17 protein-coding genes are annotated in these 16,912 nt (G+C 59.8%); 11 read left to right on the forward strand and 6 right to left on the reverse strand.

All coding sequences use genetic code 11. From position 1 onward, the window contains the following. The first annotated feature begins 31 nt into the window (after positions 1–31). The 3 genes from ACYZTU_RS24510 to ACYZTU_RS24520 all read left to right on the forward strand — a co-directional run bounded on the left by ACYZTU_RS24510 (position 32) and on the right by ACYZTU_RS24520 (position 1,710). Positions 32–376 (forward strand): pentapeptide repeat-containing protein, encoded by a 345-nt coding sequence (locus ACYZTU_RS24510; RefSeq protein ID WP_309675140.1) that lies wholly within the window; start codon positions 32–34, stop codon positions 374–376. Positions 377–621: 245 nt separating this feature from the next. After that, complete coding sequence (locus tag ACYZTU_RS24515) at positions 622–894, forward strand: TfoX/Sxy family protein (RefSeq protein WP_003228231.1); 273 nt, start codon at positions 622–624, stop codon at positions 892–894. Positions 895–909: 15 nt separating this feature from the next. After that, positions 910–1,710, forward strand: a complete 801-nt coding sequence (locus tag ACYZTU_RS24520) for a Crp/Fnr family transcriptional regulator (protein ID WP_461966180.1) — start codon at positions 910–912, stop codon at positions 1,708–1,710. Positions 1,711–1,943: 233 nt separating this feature from the next. On the opposite strand, the gene ACYZTU_RS24525 is transcribed toward ACYZTU_RS24520, so the two are convergent. From ACYZTU_RS24525 to ACYZTU_RS24540, 4 genes are read right to left on the reverse strand one after another with little or no spacing between them, the layout of a single operon-like run. Beyond that, positions 1,944–2,795, reverse strand: coding sequence for a ChaN family lipoprotein (locus tag ACYZTU_RS24525; protein WP_461966182.1), 852 nt, complete (start codon positions 2,793–2,795; stop codon positions 1,944–1,946). 21 nt (positions 2,796–2,816) lie between these two features. Then, the gene (locus ACYZTU_RS24530; RefSeq protein WP_461966183.1) at positions 2,817–3,584 is read right to left on the reverse strand and encodes a heme ABC transporter ATP-binding protein; all 768 of its coding nucleotides are present in this window, start codon (positions 3,582–3,584) and stop codon (positions 2,817–2,819) included. Beyond that, entirely contained in the window at positions 3,584–4,567 is a 984-nt protein-coding gene (locus ACYZTU_RS24535; protein ID WP_461971156.1) for a FecCD family ABC transporter permease, read from the reverse strand. The genes ACYZTU_RS24530 and ACYZTU_RS24535 overlap by 1 nt, the downstream gene beginning before the upstream one ends. A gap of 50 nt (positions 4,568–4,617) precedes the next feature. Further along, positions 4,618–5,481, reverse strand: a complete 864-nt coding sequence (locus ACYZTU_RS24540) for a heme/hemin ABC transporter substrate-binding protein (protein ID WP_461966185.1) — start codon at positions 5,479–5,481, stop codon at positions 4,618–4,620. 166 nt (positions 5,482–5,647) lie between these two features. On the opposite strand from ACYZTU_RS24540, the gene ACYZTU_RS24545 reads away from it, so the two are divergent. Beyond that, positions 5,648–5,965, forward strand: a complete 318-nt coding sequence (locus ACYZTU_RS24545) for a Rieske (2Fe-2S) protein (RefSeq protein WP_461966187.1) — start codon at positions 5,648–5,650, stop codon at positions 5,963–5,965. On the opposite strand, the gene sfsA is transcribed toward ACYZTU_RS24545, so the two are convergent. Both sfsA and ACYZTU_RS24555 read right to left on the reverse strand, forming a co-directional pair. Beyond that, positions 5,962–6,675: a DNA/RNA nuclease SfsA gene (gene sfsA, locus ACYZTU_RS24550; protein ID WP_461966189.1), complete on the reverse strand. Its 714-nt coding sequence runs from the start codon at positions 6,673–6,675 to the stop codon at positions 5,962–5,964. The two genes, ACYZTU_RS24545 and sfsA, sit on opposite strands and share 4 nt — an antisense overlap. Next, a complete protein-coding gene (locus ACYZTU_RS24555; protein ID WP_461966191.1) occupies positions 6,675–7,847 on the reverse strand; it encodes a pyridoxal phosphate-dependent aminotransferase in 1,173 nt (390 codons plus the stop codon). The genes sfsA and ACYZTU_RS24555 overlap by 1 nt, the downstream gene beginning before the upstream one ends. Positions 7,848–8,180: 333 nt before the next feature. Between ACYZTU_RS24555 and dksA the strand changes: the two genes are divergently transcribed. The 7 genes from dksA (at position 8,181) to folK (ending at position 16,860) form a co-directional block, all read left to right on the forward strand. Continuing rightward, positions 8,181–8,621 carry an RNA polymerase-binding protein DksA gene (gene dksA / locus ACYZTU_RS24560; protein ID WP_045059401.1) on the forward strand — a complete coding sequence of 147 codons (441 nt, stop codon included), beginning with the start codon at positions 8,181–8,183 and terminating at the stop codon, positions 8,619–8,621. 91 nt (positions 8,622–8,712) lie between these two features. Then, positions 8,713–9,609 carry a tRNA glutamyl-Q(34) synthetase GluQRS gene (gene gluQRS / locus ACYZTU_RS24565; protein ID WP_461966193.1) on the forward strand — a complete coding sequence of 299 codons (897 nt, stop codon included), beginning with the start codon at positions 8,713–8,715 and terminating at the stop codon, positions 9,607–9,609. A gap of 77 nt (positions 9,610–9,686) precedes the next feature. Then, positions 9,687–9,863 carry a hypothetical protein gene (locus ACYZTU_RS24570; protein ID WP_003176118.1) on the forward strand — a complete coding sequence of 59 codons (177 nt, stop codon included), beginning with the start codon at positions 9,687–9,689 and terminating at the stop codon, positions 9,861–9,863. Continuing rightward, positions 9,847–12,801, forward strand: a complete 2,955-nt coding sequence (locus ACYZTU_RS24575; RefSeq protein ID WP_461966195.1) for a sensor histidine kinase — start codon at positions 9,847–9,849, stop codon at positions 12,799–12,801. Before ACYZTU_RS24570 ends, ACYZTU_RS24575 begins: the two co-directional genes overlap by 17 nt. Positions 12,802–12,823: 22 nt before the next feature. Beyond that, positions 12,824–14,260: a sigma-54-dependent transcriptional regulator gene (locus ACYZTU_RS24580; protein WP_461966197.1), complete on the forward strand. Its 1,437-nt coding sequence runs from the start codon at positions 12,824–12,826 to the stop codon at positions 14,258–14,260. A 710-nt stretch (positions 14,261–14,970) separates the two neighbouring features. Next, complete coding sequence (locus ACYZTU_RS24585; RefSeq protein WP_461966199.1) at positions 14,971–16,371, forward strand: polynucleotide adenylyltransferase PcnB; 1,401 nt, start codon at positions 14,971–14,973, stop codon at positions 16,369–16,371. A gap of 3 nt (positions 16,372–16,374) precedes the next feature. After that, positions 16,375–16,860: a 2-amino-4-hydroxy-6-hydroxymethyldihydropteridine diphosphokinase gene (gene folK / locus ACYZTU_RS24590; RefSeq protein ID WP_461966201.1), complete on the forward strand. Its 486-nt coding sequence runs from the start codon at positions 16,375–16,377 to the stop codon at positions 16,858–16,860. Positions 16,861–16,912 lie beyond the last annotated feature (52 nt).

A 16,912-nucleotide genomic window follows, 5' to 3' on the forward strand; every position in this document is an offset into this window, starting at 1 on the left:
CTGGCGTCATAAAACCATCAGGTGATGTGACATGAGCCAGCCGAAACTACTCGACACCCCGCTTTTTGCTTTGTTGCACAAAGACGACATCACAGGTTTCAACAACGAGCGCCCCAAAGACGGACCTATCGACATGGTCGGTGGCGATTTCCGGGGTTTGGACCTGCGTGAGCTCAACGCCGACGGTGTCGACTTTACCGATGCCTATTTCCGCTCCGCCGACTTGCGCGGCATCGACTTTCGCAACGCCTCCCTGGAAGGCGCGAGCCTTGCTCACGCACAGATCTCCGGCGCCTACTTCCCGCCAGAGCTGAGTGCTGACGAGATCCTGATGTCGATGAATTTCGGTACACGCCTGCGTTATCGCACCCGCTAAAAGCGACCTTTAACTACCACGTTCGGCGCCCCCGCTTTGCGCTGAACGCTGGGCATATTTTGCCTGGAGACCTGATTCCACCGCCCTCTCTTCTTACCGCGCTCGCGGACGTTCACGCCGCTTGGGGACTTCGCCGCTTAGACGCTTTTGCGTCGAAACCGACCAAACAATCACGCTTTTCCTACTGATGGCTACACTCCTCAGAAGCTCGCCCACGCTCCGCTCGGCCGTCGCAAGGAGGCTTGATGAATGATGAACTGCAGCACCTGAAGAATCTTGGCAAGACGTCGGCGCAGTGGCTGCATGCCGTGGGCATCCACAGCGCCTCGGACTTGCGTCGCCTGGGGGCGGTGGATGCTTATCGGGCCGTGCGCACGCGCGGGTTTCGGGCGTCCAAGGTGTTGTTGTATGCCATCGAAGGTGCCCTGATGGATGTGCACTGGAACGACATTCCCGCCGAGCGCAAGGATGCCTTGAACAAACAGCTTGAGGCTATCTCGTCACGTCACAAGAACTGAACGGGCGCAGCAACCATGTACCTACTTGGGGAACAACCGGCTTACACCGACGCGTTGATTAATCGACTGCAACATATTCCCGTCCGGGTGCTGGAAGGTTTGATGCCTTGCGGACCGCCCCTGGCGTTTTCAGCCGTCGACGATCTGGCGGCCCTATTACCCGGCGATCAACTGTTTGTGCTGGATAACGGCCTGCTGCATGGATGCATCGACGAGCGGGCCCTGTTTTACTTACAAGAGGGAGATCTGATCGGCTTGCGCCGGGGCTCGGAACTGCCGCGCTGCCACTTTCGCAGCGACAGCCCACTGGCATTGACGCCTTACCTGCGATCCGAGGTTTTTCAGCATATCTATGCTGACCCGGAGCGTTCGGAGCTGTTCCTTCAATACATGGCCGGTCAGTCTGCCCTGCTGTCCGACGCCGTCGCCCGCCTGAAACAACCCGAGTTTCGAAGCACCAATGGCTTTCAGCGTGTGGCCAGTGGCGAAGTGTTGATCCGTCAGGGCGATGAAGCGGATCAGGTATTCGTCATCATTGATGGTCACGCCGAAGCCTTTGTTGACGGGCATAAAGTCGGCGATGTACCCAAGGACGAGATTTTCGGCGCCATGGCGGTGTTCACCGGCGAGAAGCGTAATGCCAGCGTGATCACCAGCGAACCCAGCACCATCATGCTGATCCCCAAGGACCAGTTTCTCAGTCTGACTCAAAGCAACCCGAAGATCGCCCACAGCCTGATCGAGAGCATGGCCCGACGCATCGACCTGCTGAACAAGCAGATCACTCAGCTGAGTTCACTCAACCGAACAGGCTGAAACCCAATGATTACGGGCGTTCCCCGCCAGTGGACAGCGTAATTCAAATGAATGAGAAATCAGCGGTTGACTTGGTAATGAGAATCGCTATGATTACCACAACTGGTCGCGAGACTGGTCGATATTTGAACAGCCCTTGGTTCGGACTCTCAGATATCTCCTCATCAGGCTAATCACGGTTATTTGACCCGGCTCTTGCCGGGTCTTTTTTTGCCTGGAGAAAAGTCGTTCGATCACTTGCCAAATTGCTTACGCATTTGCGCGCAGTAATCCTGGGGCGGTGTGGCAGGCGTGTACCAGACGTAATCAGCCATGGCCGGGGTGACCTTGCGCCCCTGCTGCGCCAGGATCAACACTGCAGGCGCCTGGGGTTCTCCCAGATCAAGCACATGAATCGGCACGCCGACATCCTTGCGCGCATGGTAAGCGCCGGCAAACAACAGTGAAGGCGTAGGCGCCGCCAGTAGGCGCTCGGCCATCCGTCGATCACGTTGCTGTTGGACCGCCAGCATCGCCGGCATTTGCGATTCAGGCAGCAGGCCACAGTGGGAGTCGCTGATTTGCTCCAGCAACTCGCCCTTGACTGAAGCAGCGTTGGAGCGCGTTCCGCTCAATGTCGGGGGATTGGCATAAAAGGTACGGACTTCAAGCGTGTCCAGATTGGCTGCCAGCAGCGGGTATGACTGGGCCAGCGCGAAACGAACGACCGGCCCGTACACACTCCAGTCCCAGCCAGGCTGCCAGGCCAATGCACCGGGCAGATCCGCCGGTGGCGGCGAGGCGTGGCGAACGTCGTCGACGCGCAGCTGTTGATCCGGCGTGAGCATTTCCAGCAACAGACTGCCTTGAGCTCGCCGCTCACCCAGCGACTGCAATAACCACAATTGCAGTTGATGGTGATCGCGATTGTCATGCTGCTCACCCACGATCAGCCGTGATGGCTTCTTCAACCGCGCAACCAGCTCCTGAGCCGTCAAGGCCTGGCCGCTGCGCAAATCCCGAATCTCGCCGACAACCGGCGGCGGAGTCGAAACATGCTGGCAGGCACTCAGCATCAGCAAAGCCAGCATCAAAAATCCACGCATGTGTTCACCCCCATAAAACGCTCAGCGGGCGATGATCAGCGGATGCCCACGCTCCGGGTGCTGCTGCACCAGCACTTCCATCCCGAACACGGCCTTGAGTGGTTCCGGGCGCAACACCTGCTCCGGGACATCGAGCGCCACCGGGCGTCCACTTTCGAGCAGTAACAGGCGATCACAATAGCGCGCCGCCAGGTTCAGATCATGCAGGATCACCAGCACCGCCGCGCCGCGATTGGCGAACTCGCGTACGGCTTGCAAAGTGGTGTGCTGATGAAGCGGATCGAGCATCGATGTGGGCTCATCGAGTAACAACGTTTGCCCTGCTTCGCCCGGCCAGAGCTGCGCCAGAACCCGAGCCAGATGCACCCGCTGTCGTTCGCCACCGGACAAGGCCAGATAGCTACGGCCACTCAAATGCCCGGCATCGGCAGCCTGCAATGCGGCGGCGACGATCTCGTCATCGCGGACCCGGCCGCTTTGATGGGGCAAGCGGCCCATGCCGACCACTTCTTCGACACGAAAGGCGAAATCCAGGGTCGACACCTGCGGCAATACCGCCAAACGCTGCGCTCGCGCCGTCCCGGTCCAATCGCTCAACTCGCGCTCGTCCAGCCAGACGCTGCCGTGATCAGCCTTCAATTCACCGCACAAGGCGCCAAGCAAGGTGCTTTTACCGGCACCGTTAGGTCCCAGCACACCGAGGACTTCGCCCGGTTTGAGCTCAAGCGTGATGTCCGTCAGGACAATCTTTCGACCCCGACGGATTTGCAGATTTTGCGTTCGCAACATCAGGCACGTCCTCTGAGCAACAAATACAGAAAGAACGGCGCACCGATAAAAGCCGTGACGATCCCGATCGGCAATTCGGCCGGTGCCAGGGCCAGTCGCGCCACCAGATCGGCAAACAACAGCAGACTGGCACCCGCCAAGACTGACGCTGGCAACAACACCCGATGATCGGGACCGGCCAATAGTCGCACCAGATGCGGCACCACCAGCCCCACAAACCCGATCATCCCCGCGGCTGCCACCGCTGCACCCACACCCAGCGCCGTACAGAACACCAGTTCACGCTTGAGCCTTTCGACGTCGATGCCCAAGTGACCGGCCTCCGACTCACCCAGCAACAACGCATTCAAGGCTTTGGCCCGGCGCGGCAGCCACAACGCCACGCCGGCACTGATCAGCAGCAACGGCCAGAGCCGCGAATAGCTGGCGCCATTGAGGCTGCCCAGGTTCCAGAACGTCAGGGTGCGCAACGTCGCGTCATCCGCCAGATAGGTGAACAGCCCCACGGCGGAGCCGGCCAGCGCAGTCAACGCAATACCGGCCAGCAACATGGTCGCGACGTTGGTCTGCCCGTTGCGCCGGCCCAGTCGATAGACCAGCGCCGTCACGCCGAGCCCGCCGAGAAACGCGCACAGCGATAACAGGTAAGGCCCGAAGGCTTCAGGCAGACCGCCGAACACAGAACCACCGACGATCGCAATGGCCGCGCCCAATGCCGCACCGCTGGAGACGCCGACCAGCCCCGGATCGGCCAGAGGATTACGAAACAGCCCCTGCATCGCCACGCCGGACAGTGCCAACACACCCCCCACGGCCAAGCCCAACAAGGTTCGCGGCAAGCGAATCTGCCCGAGGATCAGCTCAGCCTGTTCCAGTCCGTCGGGCGCGATCGGTACACCCACCAGCCGCAGGGCTGCACGCATGGTGTCGAGTAACGGCAAGCTCACTGGCCCAAGCGCCAACGACAGCCAGATGGCCAACACACACAGCAGGATCAGACCAATGAATAAAGCGCGGGGTTTAACCAGAATGGTCATTGGCCGGCAGTACCGGGGTAAAAAGCGTCAGACAGTTTTTTCAGCGCATCGGGTAGCCGCGGCCCCAAGCCCCCGACCAACAACGTCGGATCAAGCTCCATGACTCGCCCGTCCTTGGCTGCGCGGGTCGAGGACAGCATCGGGTTCTCCTTGAACAGTGCCGCATCGCCGGTCAGTGCACGGTCGGCAAACACCAGCATCTCGGGATCCAGACTGACCAGGGATTCGACAGAAAAAGGTTTGTAGCCGGTATGCGTGGCCAGATTGTGCCCACCGGCCTGTTGCAGCAACCAATCCGCGGCGGTGTCCTTGCCGGCGATGAGCGGTTTGCCACCCGCGTTGCCAAGCAACAACAGCACACCCGGCGACTTCTGCTTCAACTGTGCCCGCGTGACCCGGACCTGTTGCTGATCAAGTTGCTGTTGATACGTCTGAAACAACTGTGAGGCCTGATCTTCAGCGCCGAGCAACGTGCCCAGGTGCTGCAAATTGCCCTGCAAGGTCGGCAGATCCGGCTGCGCCGAGAACAGTTCGATCTGCACACCCGCACTGCGAATCTGCGAAAGCACCGGTGGCGGCCCCATTTCCTCGGTGCCGACCAGAATCTGCGGGCGTAAGCTCAAGATGCCTTCCGCCGACAACTGCCGCTGATACCCAATGCTCGGCAATGCCTTGAGCGATTCCGGGTGCTGACTGGTGGTATCGACACCGACCAGTTTCGATTCACCGCCCAATGCGCTGATCCACTCCGACAAAGCACCACCGGCACTGACCCAGCGTTGTGGCAACTCGGCCGCTACAACATGGTGACCGACGAGGAGTCCGACACAGAGCGCAGCAACGCGGGTACTCAGGCGCATAAACAGCTTCCTTTAAGGGTTTTCCCGGGCATCGAGATGACAGGCCAAGTATCCTCGGCCTCTGGCACCTGAACCCGACAGGCAAGGCGGCCATTTGATAATTGTTTGCATTTGAACGTCAAGCTCGGACATATCCAGTCACGAGCCGCCGGACTTGAGGATAGACATGAAGTTTCTTTGTACAGGCGTTGAACTGGCCGATGCCAGCAGTCGCGGTTTCGACATCGACGGCCAGAAACTCTTTGCCGTGCGCCGTGGCGGTCAGGCGTACGTCTACATCAATCGCTGCCCACACCGTGGCGTCGGACTGGAATGGAAACCCGACCAGTTTCTCGACCCCAGCAACAGCCTGATCCAGTGCGCGACCCACGGCGCACTGTTTCTGATCGAAGACGGAGAATGCGTCGCCGGCCCTTGCGCCGGGCAGTCCCTGACCACCGTCGCTTGCCGCGAAGACGAACAAGGGATCTGGGTCAGTCTTTAGCCGTTCAGCAACACCTCCAGACGCCGATCGACCACCATCTCTTCGTGGGTCAAGTGCACGCCATAGGCCAGCACCTCGACCCCACACGACACCGCCTCACGCAAGGCTGCGGCATAGGCCGAATCGATTTCTTCTGCAGGACGCACCGCGTCGATGCCGCTGAGATTGACGCAATACAACTGCACCGCACGAATTCCGTCTCGAGCCAAATGCGCCAATTCGCGCAAATGCTTGGCCCCACGCTGGGTCACAGCATCGGGAAACGCCGCCACTGATGAACCATCAAAGCCCAGAGTGACGCTTTTGACTTCCACATAAGCCGGCCCAGTCGGGTAATCGAGACGAAAATCGATGCGGCTGCTTTCCTGCCCGTAGGCTACTTCGCGCTTCAGCTCGGTAAAGCCGTTCAGTTCGGTGATGACGCCAGCTCGCAGCGCTTCTTCGATTAAACCGTTGGCCCGCCCGGTGTTCACGCAAAACAAGCGTCCCTGCGGCGTTTCGCCGATTTCCCAGGTGCCAGGCAACTTGCGCTTGGGGTCGTTGGAACGGCTGAACCAGACCTGCCCGCCTTCCACCTGGCAATTGAGCATCGAGCCGGTGTTCGGGCAGTGAATGGTCAGCAACTCGCCGCTAACGGTTTCGATATCGGCGAGAAAACGCTTGTAGCGACGAATCAAACGGCCTTCTTCGAGGGGAGGATGGAAACGCATCAGCCTTGCCAGCTCTTCAAGCCGCGAGCAATCCTCTCGACCGCCTCCTGTAGGCGCGGAAGACTTTGGGTGTAGGCAAACCGCACGTGATGCCCGGCTTGATAGCGCCCGAAGTCCAGGCCGGGGGTGATCGCCACATGTTCGGTTTCGAGGAAATGTCGACAGAACGCGAAGGCATCGCCGCCGAACTTGCTGATATCGGCGTACAAATAGAACGCCCCTTCGGGTTCCACGGCGATACCGAAGCCCATCGCCCGTAGAGCTGGCAGGAGGAAATCACGACGACGACCAAATTCGGCGCGACGCTCTTCGAGTATGGCAATGGTCGCGGGTTCGAAGCACGCCAACGCGGCGTGCTGGGCCATGCTCGGGGCGCTGATGTAGAGGTTCTGGGCGAGTTTTTCCAGCTCACCGACCGCCGCTTCCGGCGCCACCAGCCAGCCAAGGCGCCAGCCGGTCATGCCGAAATACTTTGAAAAACTATTCAGCACAAAGGCACTGTCATCGACTTCCAGCACGCTGGCCGCATCAGTGCCATAAGTCAGACCGTGATAGATCTCGTCCACCACCAGATGACCGTGGCGTGCCTTGATCGCGGCAGACAGGCCTGCCAATTCATCGCGGGTCAGGATCGTCCCGGTCGGGTTCGCCGGCGATGCCACCAACGCACCGACGCTGTCGTGATCCCAATGGCGTGCCACCAGATCCGGCGTCAACTGATAACGCACGTCCGGGCCTACAGGGACAAGCTGTGCCGCGCCTTCCACCAATCGCAGGAAATGCCGGTTGCAGGGATAGCCAGGGTCCGCCAGCAGCCAGTGTTTGCCCGGATCCACCAGCAAGGCGCTGGCCAGCAGCAACGCGCCAGAACCGCCAGGGGTGATAAGGATTCGCTGCGGATCGATGTTCAAACCATAACGCTGCTGATAAAAGCCCGAAATGGCCTGACGCAACTCAGGGATACCCCGCGCGGCAGTGTAACGGGTCTTCCCCGCCGTCAATGCGGCCTGGCCGGCCTGAATGATCGGCTCGGCGGTGGTGAAGTCCGGCTCGCCGATTTCCAGGTGGATCACGTCGTGGCCAGCCGCTTGCAGTTCATTGGCCCGCGCCAGCAGCGCCATGACATGGAAAGGTTCGATCGCGCGACTGCGGGCACTGTAGGGCTGAGCCATTAGCCTTCCTTCAACGGGGGAAAAAATTGATTCTACCCAAGCGCAGGAACGAGCGAGAACCTAAAGCGGTCAGACGCGTTATAACCCTGGCCACAAACGACTCGAGCGTGTGCCCCAGGTTTGACTAAAATCAATATTTGATCAGGTCTTCAGCACCACCAGACAAGGCTTTGCAATCATTTGCAAGCACAGTGGGCCACTACCTCGACATCCGGGAGTAGCGCGGTCCGATTTGATCTGGTAAGTTCGCCCGCTTGCAGCCGCAGGGCCGGCAGGTGTCGGTGATGGAGCAATCCTGCGCAATGGATTACAAGAGTAGAGGCGGTCCATTTCATGCCCACCCAAGCAAAGCAGCAAAACCAGTCGATCAGCGGCTTCGAACCCTACCAGGCTGTAAAGGGCGAGGAGTACATGGGCAAACCCATGCGCGCTCACTTCACCAAGATCCTGAATAAGTGGAAACAGGACTTGATGCAGGAAGTCGACCGTACGGTTGATCACATGAAAGACGAAGCGGCCAACTTCCCGGACCCGGCAGACCGTGCCAGCCAGGAAGAAGAATTCAGCCTCGAGCTGCGTGCCCGCGATCGCGAGCGCAAGTTGATCAAGAAGATCGACAAGACGCTGCAACTGATCGAAGACGAAGAATATGGCTGGTGCGAGTCCTGCGGCGTCGAAATTGGCGTCAAGCGACTGGAAGCCCGCCCTACCGCCGACATGTGCGTTGACTGCAAGACCCTGGCGGAAATCAAGGAAAAGCAAGTCGGTAAGTAATGTCGACTTGAACGAAAAACGGAGCGTGCGAACGCTCCGTTTTTGTTTCTGATGTTTTTTGACTTTAAGCTTTTGACTTTAAATAGCCGCCATGACCGCCATCGCTCCCCCCTCCTACATCGGGCGCTTCGCCCCCACGCCCAGTGGACATCTGCATTTCGGCTCGCTGGTCGCAGCGCTGGCCTCGTACCTCGACGCGCGCTCGGTGGGGGGCCGCTGGCTGATGCGCATGGAAGACCTCGATCCACCACGGGAAGAACCCGGCGCTCAAGCAGCGATCCTTAAAGCCCTGGAAAGCTACGGTTTCGAGTGGGATGGCGAAATGGTCCGACAGAGCGACCGGCACGCTGCCTACGCCGAAGTCCTCAATCGCCTGTTCAATCACGGTCTGGCCTACGCGTGCACCTGTTCGCGCAAAACACTTGCGCCCTATCACGGGATTTATCCGGGACTGTGCCGCAATGCCGGCCACGGCATTGAAGATGCCGCGATTCGCCTGCGCGTCCCCGAGCTGGAATACCACTTCATCGACCGGGTGCAAGGAGAATACCGCCAACACCTGGGCCGGGACGTCGGCGATTTCGTGATCCGCCGCCGCGACGGGCTCTACGCCTATCAGCTGGCCGTGGTGCTGGACGATGCCTGGCAAGGTATCACCGACATTGTTCGTGGCGCAGACCTGCTCGACTCCACGCCGCGCCAGCTCTACTTGCAGGAACTGCTCGGCCTGCCGCAACCGCGCTACCTGCATATCCCGCTGATTACCCAGCCCGATGGCAACAAACTCGGCAAGTCCTACCGTTCGCCGCCGTTGACCGAAGATCAGGCGACCCCCTTGTTGCTGCGTGCATTGCGTGCATTGGGGCAGAACCCCAGTGCCGAGCTGGCTTACGCCACACCACGGGAAGTGCTGAACTGGGGTATTGCCCACTGGGATGCATTATTGATTCCGCGCACGCTCAACCTGCCCGAAGCGCAATTACAGTGATCACACTTGCAGTGGCGCGCCCATCCGTTACCATCCCCGCACGTTTTCGGGCACGCGCATAAAAAAGAGAGGCCGGGATGTACATCTATCGCTTGGTCCTGCTCCTGGTAGTGGGGATTTATCTGTTCTCCCCGGCCATCATGGATTGGTGGATCGACGCCACTGGCGCCTGGTATCGCCCTTATCTGCTCTGGCTGATTCTGATCGTCGTGACCTTCATCCTGCAGAGCCAAAAAGATGCCGATGAGCTTTAGCCTGACCCAGATGATCCTGATCAGCGCCGCGTACCTGGCGGTGCTGTTCGGCGTAGCCTGGGTCAGCGAACGGGGCATGATCCCCCGGGCGATCATTCGCCACCCGCTGACGTACACCCTATCGCTGGGCGTTTACGCCAGTGCCTGGGCGTTTTACGGTACGGTGGGACTGGCCTATCAATACGGCTACGGTTTTCTGTCCAGTTACCTCGGGGTGTCCGGCGCGTTCCTGCTGGCGCCGGTGCTTTTGTATCCGATCCTGAAAATCACCCGCACGTATCAGCTGTCGTCGCTGGCCGATCTGTTCGCCTTCCGCTTTCGCAGCACCTGGGCCGGTGCGCTGACCACGATCTTCATGCTAATCGGCGTGCTGCCGCTGCTCGCCTTGCAAATTCAGGCGGTCGCCGACTCCATCGGCATCCTCACCCGTGAGCCGGTGCAGCATCGCGTGGCGCTGAGCTTCTGCGCACTGATTACGCTGTTCACGATTTTCTTCGGCTCGCGCCACATTGCCACCCGCGAGAAACACGAAGGCCTGGTGTTCGCGATTGCTTTCGAGTCGGTGATCAAATTGATCGCCATTGGCGGCGTCGGCCTGTATGCCCTTTATGGCGTGTTCGACGGCCCGCAACAGCTGGAACTGTGGCTGCTGCAAAACCAGACCGCCCTCGCCGCCCTGCACACACCGTTGCAGGAAGGTCCGTGGCGTACGTTGCTGCTGGTGTTCTTCGCCTCGGCGATCGTGATGCCGCACATGTACCACATGACGTTTACCGAAAACCTCAACCCGCGCGCGCTGGTCAGTGCGAGCTGGGGCTTGCCGCTGTTTCTGCTGTTGATGAGCCTGGCGGTACCGCTGATTCTCTGGGCCGGGCTGAAACTTGGCGCCACCACCAACCCTGAATACTTCACGCTGGGCATCGGCATCGCGGCCAACAGCAAGGCCCTGGCGCTATTGGCCTATATCGGCGGATTGTCGGCGGCCAGCGGGCTGATCATCGTCACCACCCTGGCGCTGTCTGGGATGGCGCTGAACCATCTGGTGTTGCCGCTCTATCAGCCGCCGGCCGAAGGCAACATCTATCGCTGGTTGAAGTGGACCCGTCGGGCGCTGATCGTTGCGATCATCATGGCCGGTTACGGTTTTTATCTATTGCTGGGTGCGGAACAGGATCTGGCAAATCTGGGCATTGTCGCCTTCGTCGCCACCCTGCAATTCCTGCCGGGCGTACTCTCGGTTCTGTATTGGCCGACCGCCAACCGCCGTGGCTTTATCGCCGGTTTGCTCGCGGGGATTCTGGTATGGCTGGTGACCATGTTGCTGCCGCTGGTGGGCAACCTGCAGGGTTTCTACATTCCGCTGCTGAACATGATCTATGTGCTGGACGACACCAGTTGGCACATGGCGGCGATCGCGTCGCTGGCGGCCAACGTGCTGATGTTCACCCTGATTTCGCTGTTCACCAACGCCAGCAGCGAAGAGGCCAGCGCGGCGGAAGCCTGCGCCGTGGACAACGTGCGCCGGCCGCAACGCCGCGAACTGCACGCCGCCTCACCCCAGGAGTTCGCTACGCAGCTTGCAAAACCATTGGGCGCCAAGGCTGCACAGAAAGAAGTCGAACAGGCACTGCGCGACCTCTATCTGCCGTTCGATGAGCGCCGACCTTACGCCTTGCGCCGATTGCGCGACCGCATCGAAGCCAACCTATCCGGCCTGATGGGGCCGAGCGTGGCTCAGGACATGGTCGAGACCTTCCTGCCTTATAAGGCCGGTGGCGAAAACTACGTCACCGAAGACATCCACTTCATCGAAAGTCGCCTCGAGGACTACCACTCGCGCCTGACCGGGCTTGCCGCCGAACTCGATGCCCTGCGCCGCTATCACCGCCAGACCTTGCAGGAATTGCCGATGGGCGTTTGCTCGCTGGCCAAGGACCAGGAGATCCTCATGTGGAACAAAGCCATGGAGGAGCTGACCGGGATTGCCGCGCAGCGTGTGGTCGGTTCGCGCCTGAGCACCATCGCCGATCCGTGGAAAGAGCTGCTGCAAGGCTTCATCAATCTGCCGGACGAACATTTGCACAAACAGCACCTGGCCCTCGACGGCCAGACCCGCTGGTTGAACCTGCACAAAGCGGCGATCGATGAACCGCTCGCACCGGGTAACAGCGGCTTGGTGTTGCTGGTAGAAGACCTGACCGAAACCCAGATGCTCGAAGACAAACTGGTGCACTCCGAGCGTTTGGCCAGCATCGGTCGACTGGCCGCCGGCGTGGCCCATGAAATCGGCAACCCGATTACCGGTATCGCCTGTCTGGCGCAAAACCTGCGCGAAGAGCGCGAAGAAGACAGCGAACTGAAGGAAATCAGCGGGCAGATCCTGGAGCAGACCAAACGCGTGTCGCGCATCGTTCAGTCGCTGATGAGTTTCGCTCACGCCGGCAGTCATCAGCACAGCGACGAGCCCGTCTGTCTGGCGGAAGTGGCCCAGGATGCGATAGGCCTACTGGCTCTGAATCGACGTAATTTCGAGGTGCAGTTCTACAACCTGTGCGACCCCGATCACTGGGTCGAAGGCGACCCGCAGCGCCTCGCGCAAGTACTGATCAACCTGCTCTCAAACGCCCGCGATGCCTCGCCTCCCGGCAGTGCGGTGCGCGTCAAAAGCGAAGCCGGCGAGCACACGGTCGACTTGATCGTGGAAGACGAAGGCAGCGGTATTCCGAAGAACATCATGGATAGATTGTTCGAACCTTTCTTCACCACCAAGGATCCTGGCGAAGGCACCGGTCTGGGCCTTGCACTGGTCTATTCCATCGTTGAAGAGCATTATGGACAAATCACCATCGACAGCCCGGCTGATGTTCAAAGCCAACGCGGCACCCGTATCCGGGTGACCTTGCCGCGTCATGTCGAAGCGACGTCCGCTGTGAACTGAGACCGTCGAGAGTATCGAATCAATGCCGCACATTTTGATCGTCGAAGACGAAACAATTATCCGCTCCGCCTTGCGCCGCCTGCTGGAACGTAACCAGTACCAGGTCAGCGAAGCCGGTTCAGTGCAGGAAGCACAAGAACGCTTCACCATTCCCACGTTCGACCTGATCGTCAGCGACCTGCGCCTGCCTGGCGCGCCTGGCACCGAGTTGATCAAACTCGGCCAGGGCACTCCGGTGCTGATCATGACCAGCTACGCCAGCCTGCGTTCGGCCGTCGACTCGATGAAGATGGGCGCGGTCGATTACATCGCCAAGCCTTTTGATCACGACGAGATGCTCCAGGCCGTCGCGCGAATCCTGCGCGACCGGCAGTCAGTGCAAGCCAGCGGTGAACCGGTCGCCGGCAAAGCCGGCAATGGCGCCGCGAAACAGGGTGCCAATAACAGCAACGGCGAAATCGGCATCATCGGCTCCTGCCCACCTATGCAGGATCTGTACAGCAAGATCCGCAAAGTCGCGCCAACCGACTCCAATGTCCTGATCCAGGGCGAATCCGGCACCGGTAAAGAACTGGTCGCGCGCGCCCTGCACAACTTATCCAAACGTGCCAAGGCGCCGATGATTTCGGTGAACTGTGCAGCCATCCCGGAGAGCCTGATCGAGTCCGAACTGTTCGGCCACGAAAAAGGCGCGTTCACTGGCGCCAGCGCCGGGCGTGCCGGTCTGGTGGAAGCGGCCGACGGCGGCACCTTGTTCCTCGACGAAATCGGCGAACTGCCACTGGAAGCCCAGGCCCGCCTGCTGCGCGTGCTGCAGGAAGGTGAAATTCGTCGTGTGGGTTCGGTGCAGTCCCAGAAAGTCGATGTGCGCCTGATCGCCGCGACTCACCGCGACCTCAAGAGCCTGGCGAAGATCGGCCAGTTCCGTGAAGACTTGTATTACCGCCTTCACGTGATCGCCCTGAAGCTGCCGGCCCTGCGCGAGCGCGGCGCGGACGTCAACGAAATTGCCACCGCGTTCCTGGCGCGCCAGAGCGCGCGGGTCAACCGCACCGACCTGAAGTTCGCCCCGGATGCCGAGCAGGCAATTCGTCATTACGCCTGGCCGGGTAACGTTCGAGAGCTGGAAAACGCAGTAGAACGTGCGGTCATCCTGTGCGAGAGCCCGGAAATCTCCGCCGAGCTGCTGGGTATCGACATTGAGCTGAGCGATCTGGAAGACGATGATTTCATCGGCCTGGCGCCCCAACAGGGCAACAACTCCAGCAGCTCCAGCCACGAGCCGACCGAAGACCTGTCACTGGAAGACTACTTCCAGCACTTCGTTCTCGAGCATCAGGACCACATGACCGAAACCGAGTTGGCACGCAAACTCGGTGTCAGTCGCAAATGCCTGTGGGAACGCCGTCAGCGCCTGGGCATTCCACGACGCAAGACCGGGGTGGCCAGCGAGAGCTGAACCTCGCCTGTCTGATGCGTGGGTAACACGTGAAATTGTGAAAAAACTGTTACCTCAGCTTTTTCACGTAACAGAAGCCGGGGCTTACGGTAACGAAGCCCCGGTTTTTTTTGGCCTCTGAAAACCTCATCAGCCGGTCTAACCCTTTGTTTTGCTGGGCCTAACAAAAGTTGGCACGCACCCTGCTATATGTTTGGTACAAGAACAATAACAAGCAATGCACAAGACAATAAAAATAAGACGAATCGACTCACGCACAATAAAAACAAGACGGCGAGAGGCGCAGCTAACTGATTCTTTTGGAGAGGCGTTGTATTTGGGGCTTGCCCCACGACCAGGCCGAGAACAATAAAAACTGTCACAAGACAGAGCCTGCACTGGTTGGATCGCAAGATCACTGCAACACAGCGACCAAAGCAATCCGTTTGCTCTTGGCTCCCGATTGGGAGGGCCATGAAGGAAAAACTTCATGGCGAGGGCACTCAACAAAAACAAGAAGCCCGAATCAAAAATAAAAATAGAGCATGCAACTACTTTCTTGGGGAGCTTCGGCTCCCCTTGTAGTTTCTGGCGTTTAGACACGCCAATCGGCATCCCCTTAAAGCGCTTGCGCAGCTTCCTACACCATCCCCCGACTAAATGCTAGAATCCCCGCCCATCATGCGGTCATTCTTCGTTTTGGCCGAACATTCCTTCAAACAGTGCATCCCATGCTGAAGAAGCTGTTCCAGTCATTCCGTTCTCCCAAGCGTCATACGCAACACATTCGCAGTACGCCTGAAGTGCTCAACAGCGGCCAACATTCGCTGCAAAAGGCCCAATTCAGTCGCTACGCGGTGAACATCGTCGAACGCCTGCAGAACGCCGGTTACCAGGCATACCTGGTCGGCGGCTGCGTGCGTGACATGCTGCTCGGCATCACGCCAAAAGATTTCGACGTCGCCACCAGTGCCACGCCTGAACAGGTTCGGGCCGAATTCCGCAACGCGCGGATCATCGGTCGACGCTTCAAGCTGGTGCACATCCACTTTGGTCGCGAAATCATTGAAGTCGCGACCTTCCGCGCCAATCACCCGCAAAACGATGAAGAGGAAGACAGCAACCAGTCCTCGCGCAACGAGAGCGGGCGCATCCTGCGCGATAACGTCTACGGCACGCTGGAAGAAGACGCGCAACGCCGCGACTTCACCATCAACGCTTTGTATTACGATCCGGTCAGCGAGCGCATCCTCGACTACGCCAACGGCGTACACGACATCCGCAATCACCTGATCCGCCTGATCGGCGATCCAAAGCAACGCTACCAGGAAGACCCGGTACGGATGCTGCGAGCCGTGCGCTTCGCCGCCAAGCTGAATTTCGGCATCGAAAAGCACAGCGCCGCGCCAATCCGCGAGCTGGCGTCGATGCTGCGCGAGATTCCGTCGGCCCGCCTGTTCGAAGAAGTGCTCAAGCTGTTCCTCTCCGGCCATGCCGCGGACACCTTTGAGATGCTGGTCGACCTGCAGCTGTTCGATCCGCTGTTCCCGGCCAGTGCCGAGGCGCTGGAATACAACCCGACGTACACCCACACGCTGATCAGCGAAGCGTTGATCAACACCGACCTGCGGATCAAACAGAACAAACCGGTGACCCCGGCGTTCCTGTTTGCTGCCCTGCTCTGGCCTGCCCTGCCGGCCCGCGTACTGCGCCTGCAAGAACGTGGCATGCCGCCGATTCCGGCCATGCAGGAAGCCGCTCATGAGCTGATCGCCGAACAGTGCCAGCGCATCGCGATTCCGAAACGCTTCACCATGCCGATCCGCGAGATCTGGGACATGCAAGAGCGTCTGCCACGCCGCAGCGGCAAGCGCGCCGACCTGTTGCTGGACAACCCGCGGTTCCGTGCCGGTTACGACTTCCTGCTGCTGCGTGAAAGCGCCGGTGAGCAGACCGATGGCCTGGGCGAATGGTGGACGGACTATCAGGATGCCAACGACAGCGAACGTCGCGACATGATCCGCGACCTCAGCGGCAAGGATGACGGCACCGGCGCTCCACGCAAACGTCGCCGCAGCGGTGGCGCAAAGCGCAAACGCACCGCAGGCGCACCGAGCACCACGGACGAGTAATCCATGGAACGCATCTACATCGGCATGGGCAGCAATCTGGCTCACCCCGCCGAACAATTGCGCTGCGCCGTCGAGGCGCTGGCGCAGTTGCCGCAGACCGAACTGATCGGGGTTTCCGGGTTTTATCAGAGCGACTCGCTGCTGCCCGGCCAACCGCGTTACACCAACGCGGTTGCCGCCCTTGACAGCACGCTTGCGCCATTGGACCTGCTTGATGCGCTGCAAGTAATCGAGAACGAACAGGGCCGCGAGCGTGTTGAACGCTGGGGGCCGCGTACGCTGGATCTCGACATCGTGCTGTTCGGTAATCGGCTGATCGACGAACCTCGCCTCAAAGTGCCTCACTACCATATGCAGGAACGAGCTTTCGTCCTCTATCCACTGGCCGAGCTGGCGCCTGCGGGTTTGCGTCTGGCCGATGGTCGCAGCCTGAGGGATTTGCTCGCCGCCTGCCCGTTCGTCGGGTTGGAGCGCCTTCCGGCCTGCTGAGTGGGCGCCGTCACAAATCCTGCTGAATCGCATCAGGTTCCCCGGTAACACC

It is taken from the genome of Pseudomonas sp. HLT2-19-2, from assembly GCF_054898005.1.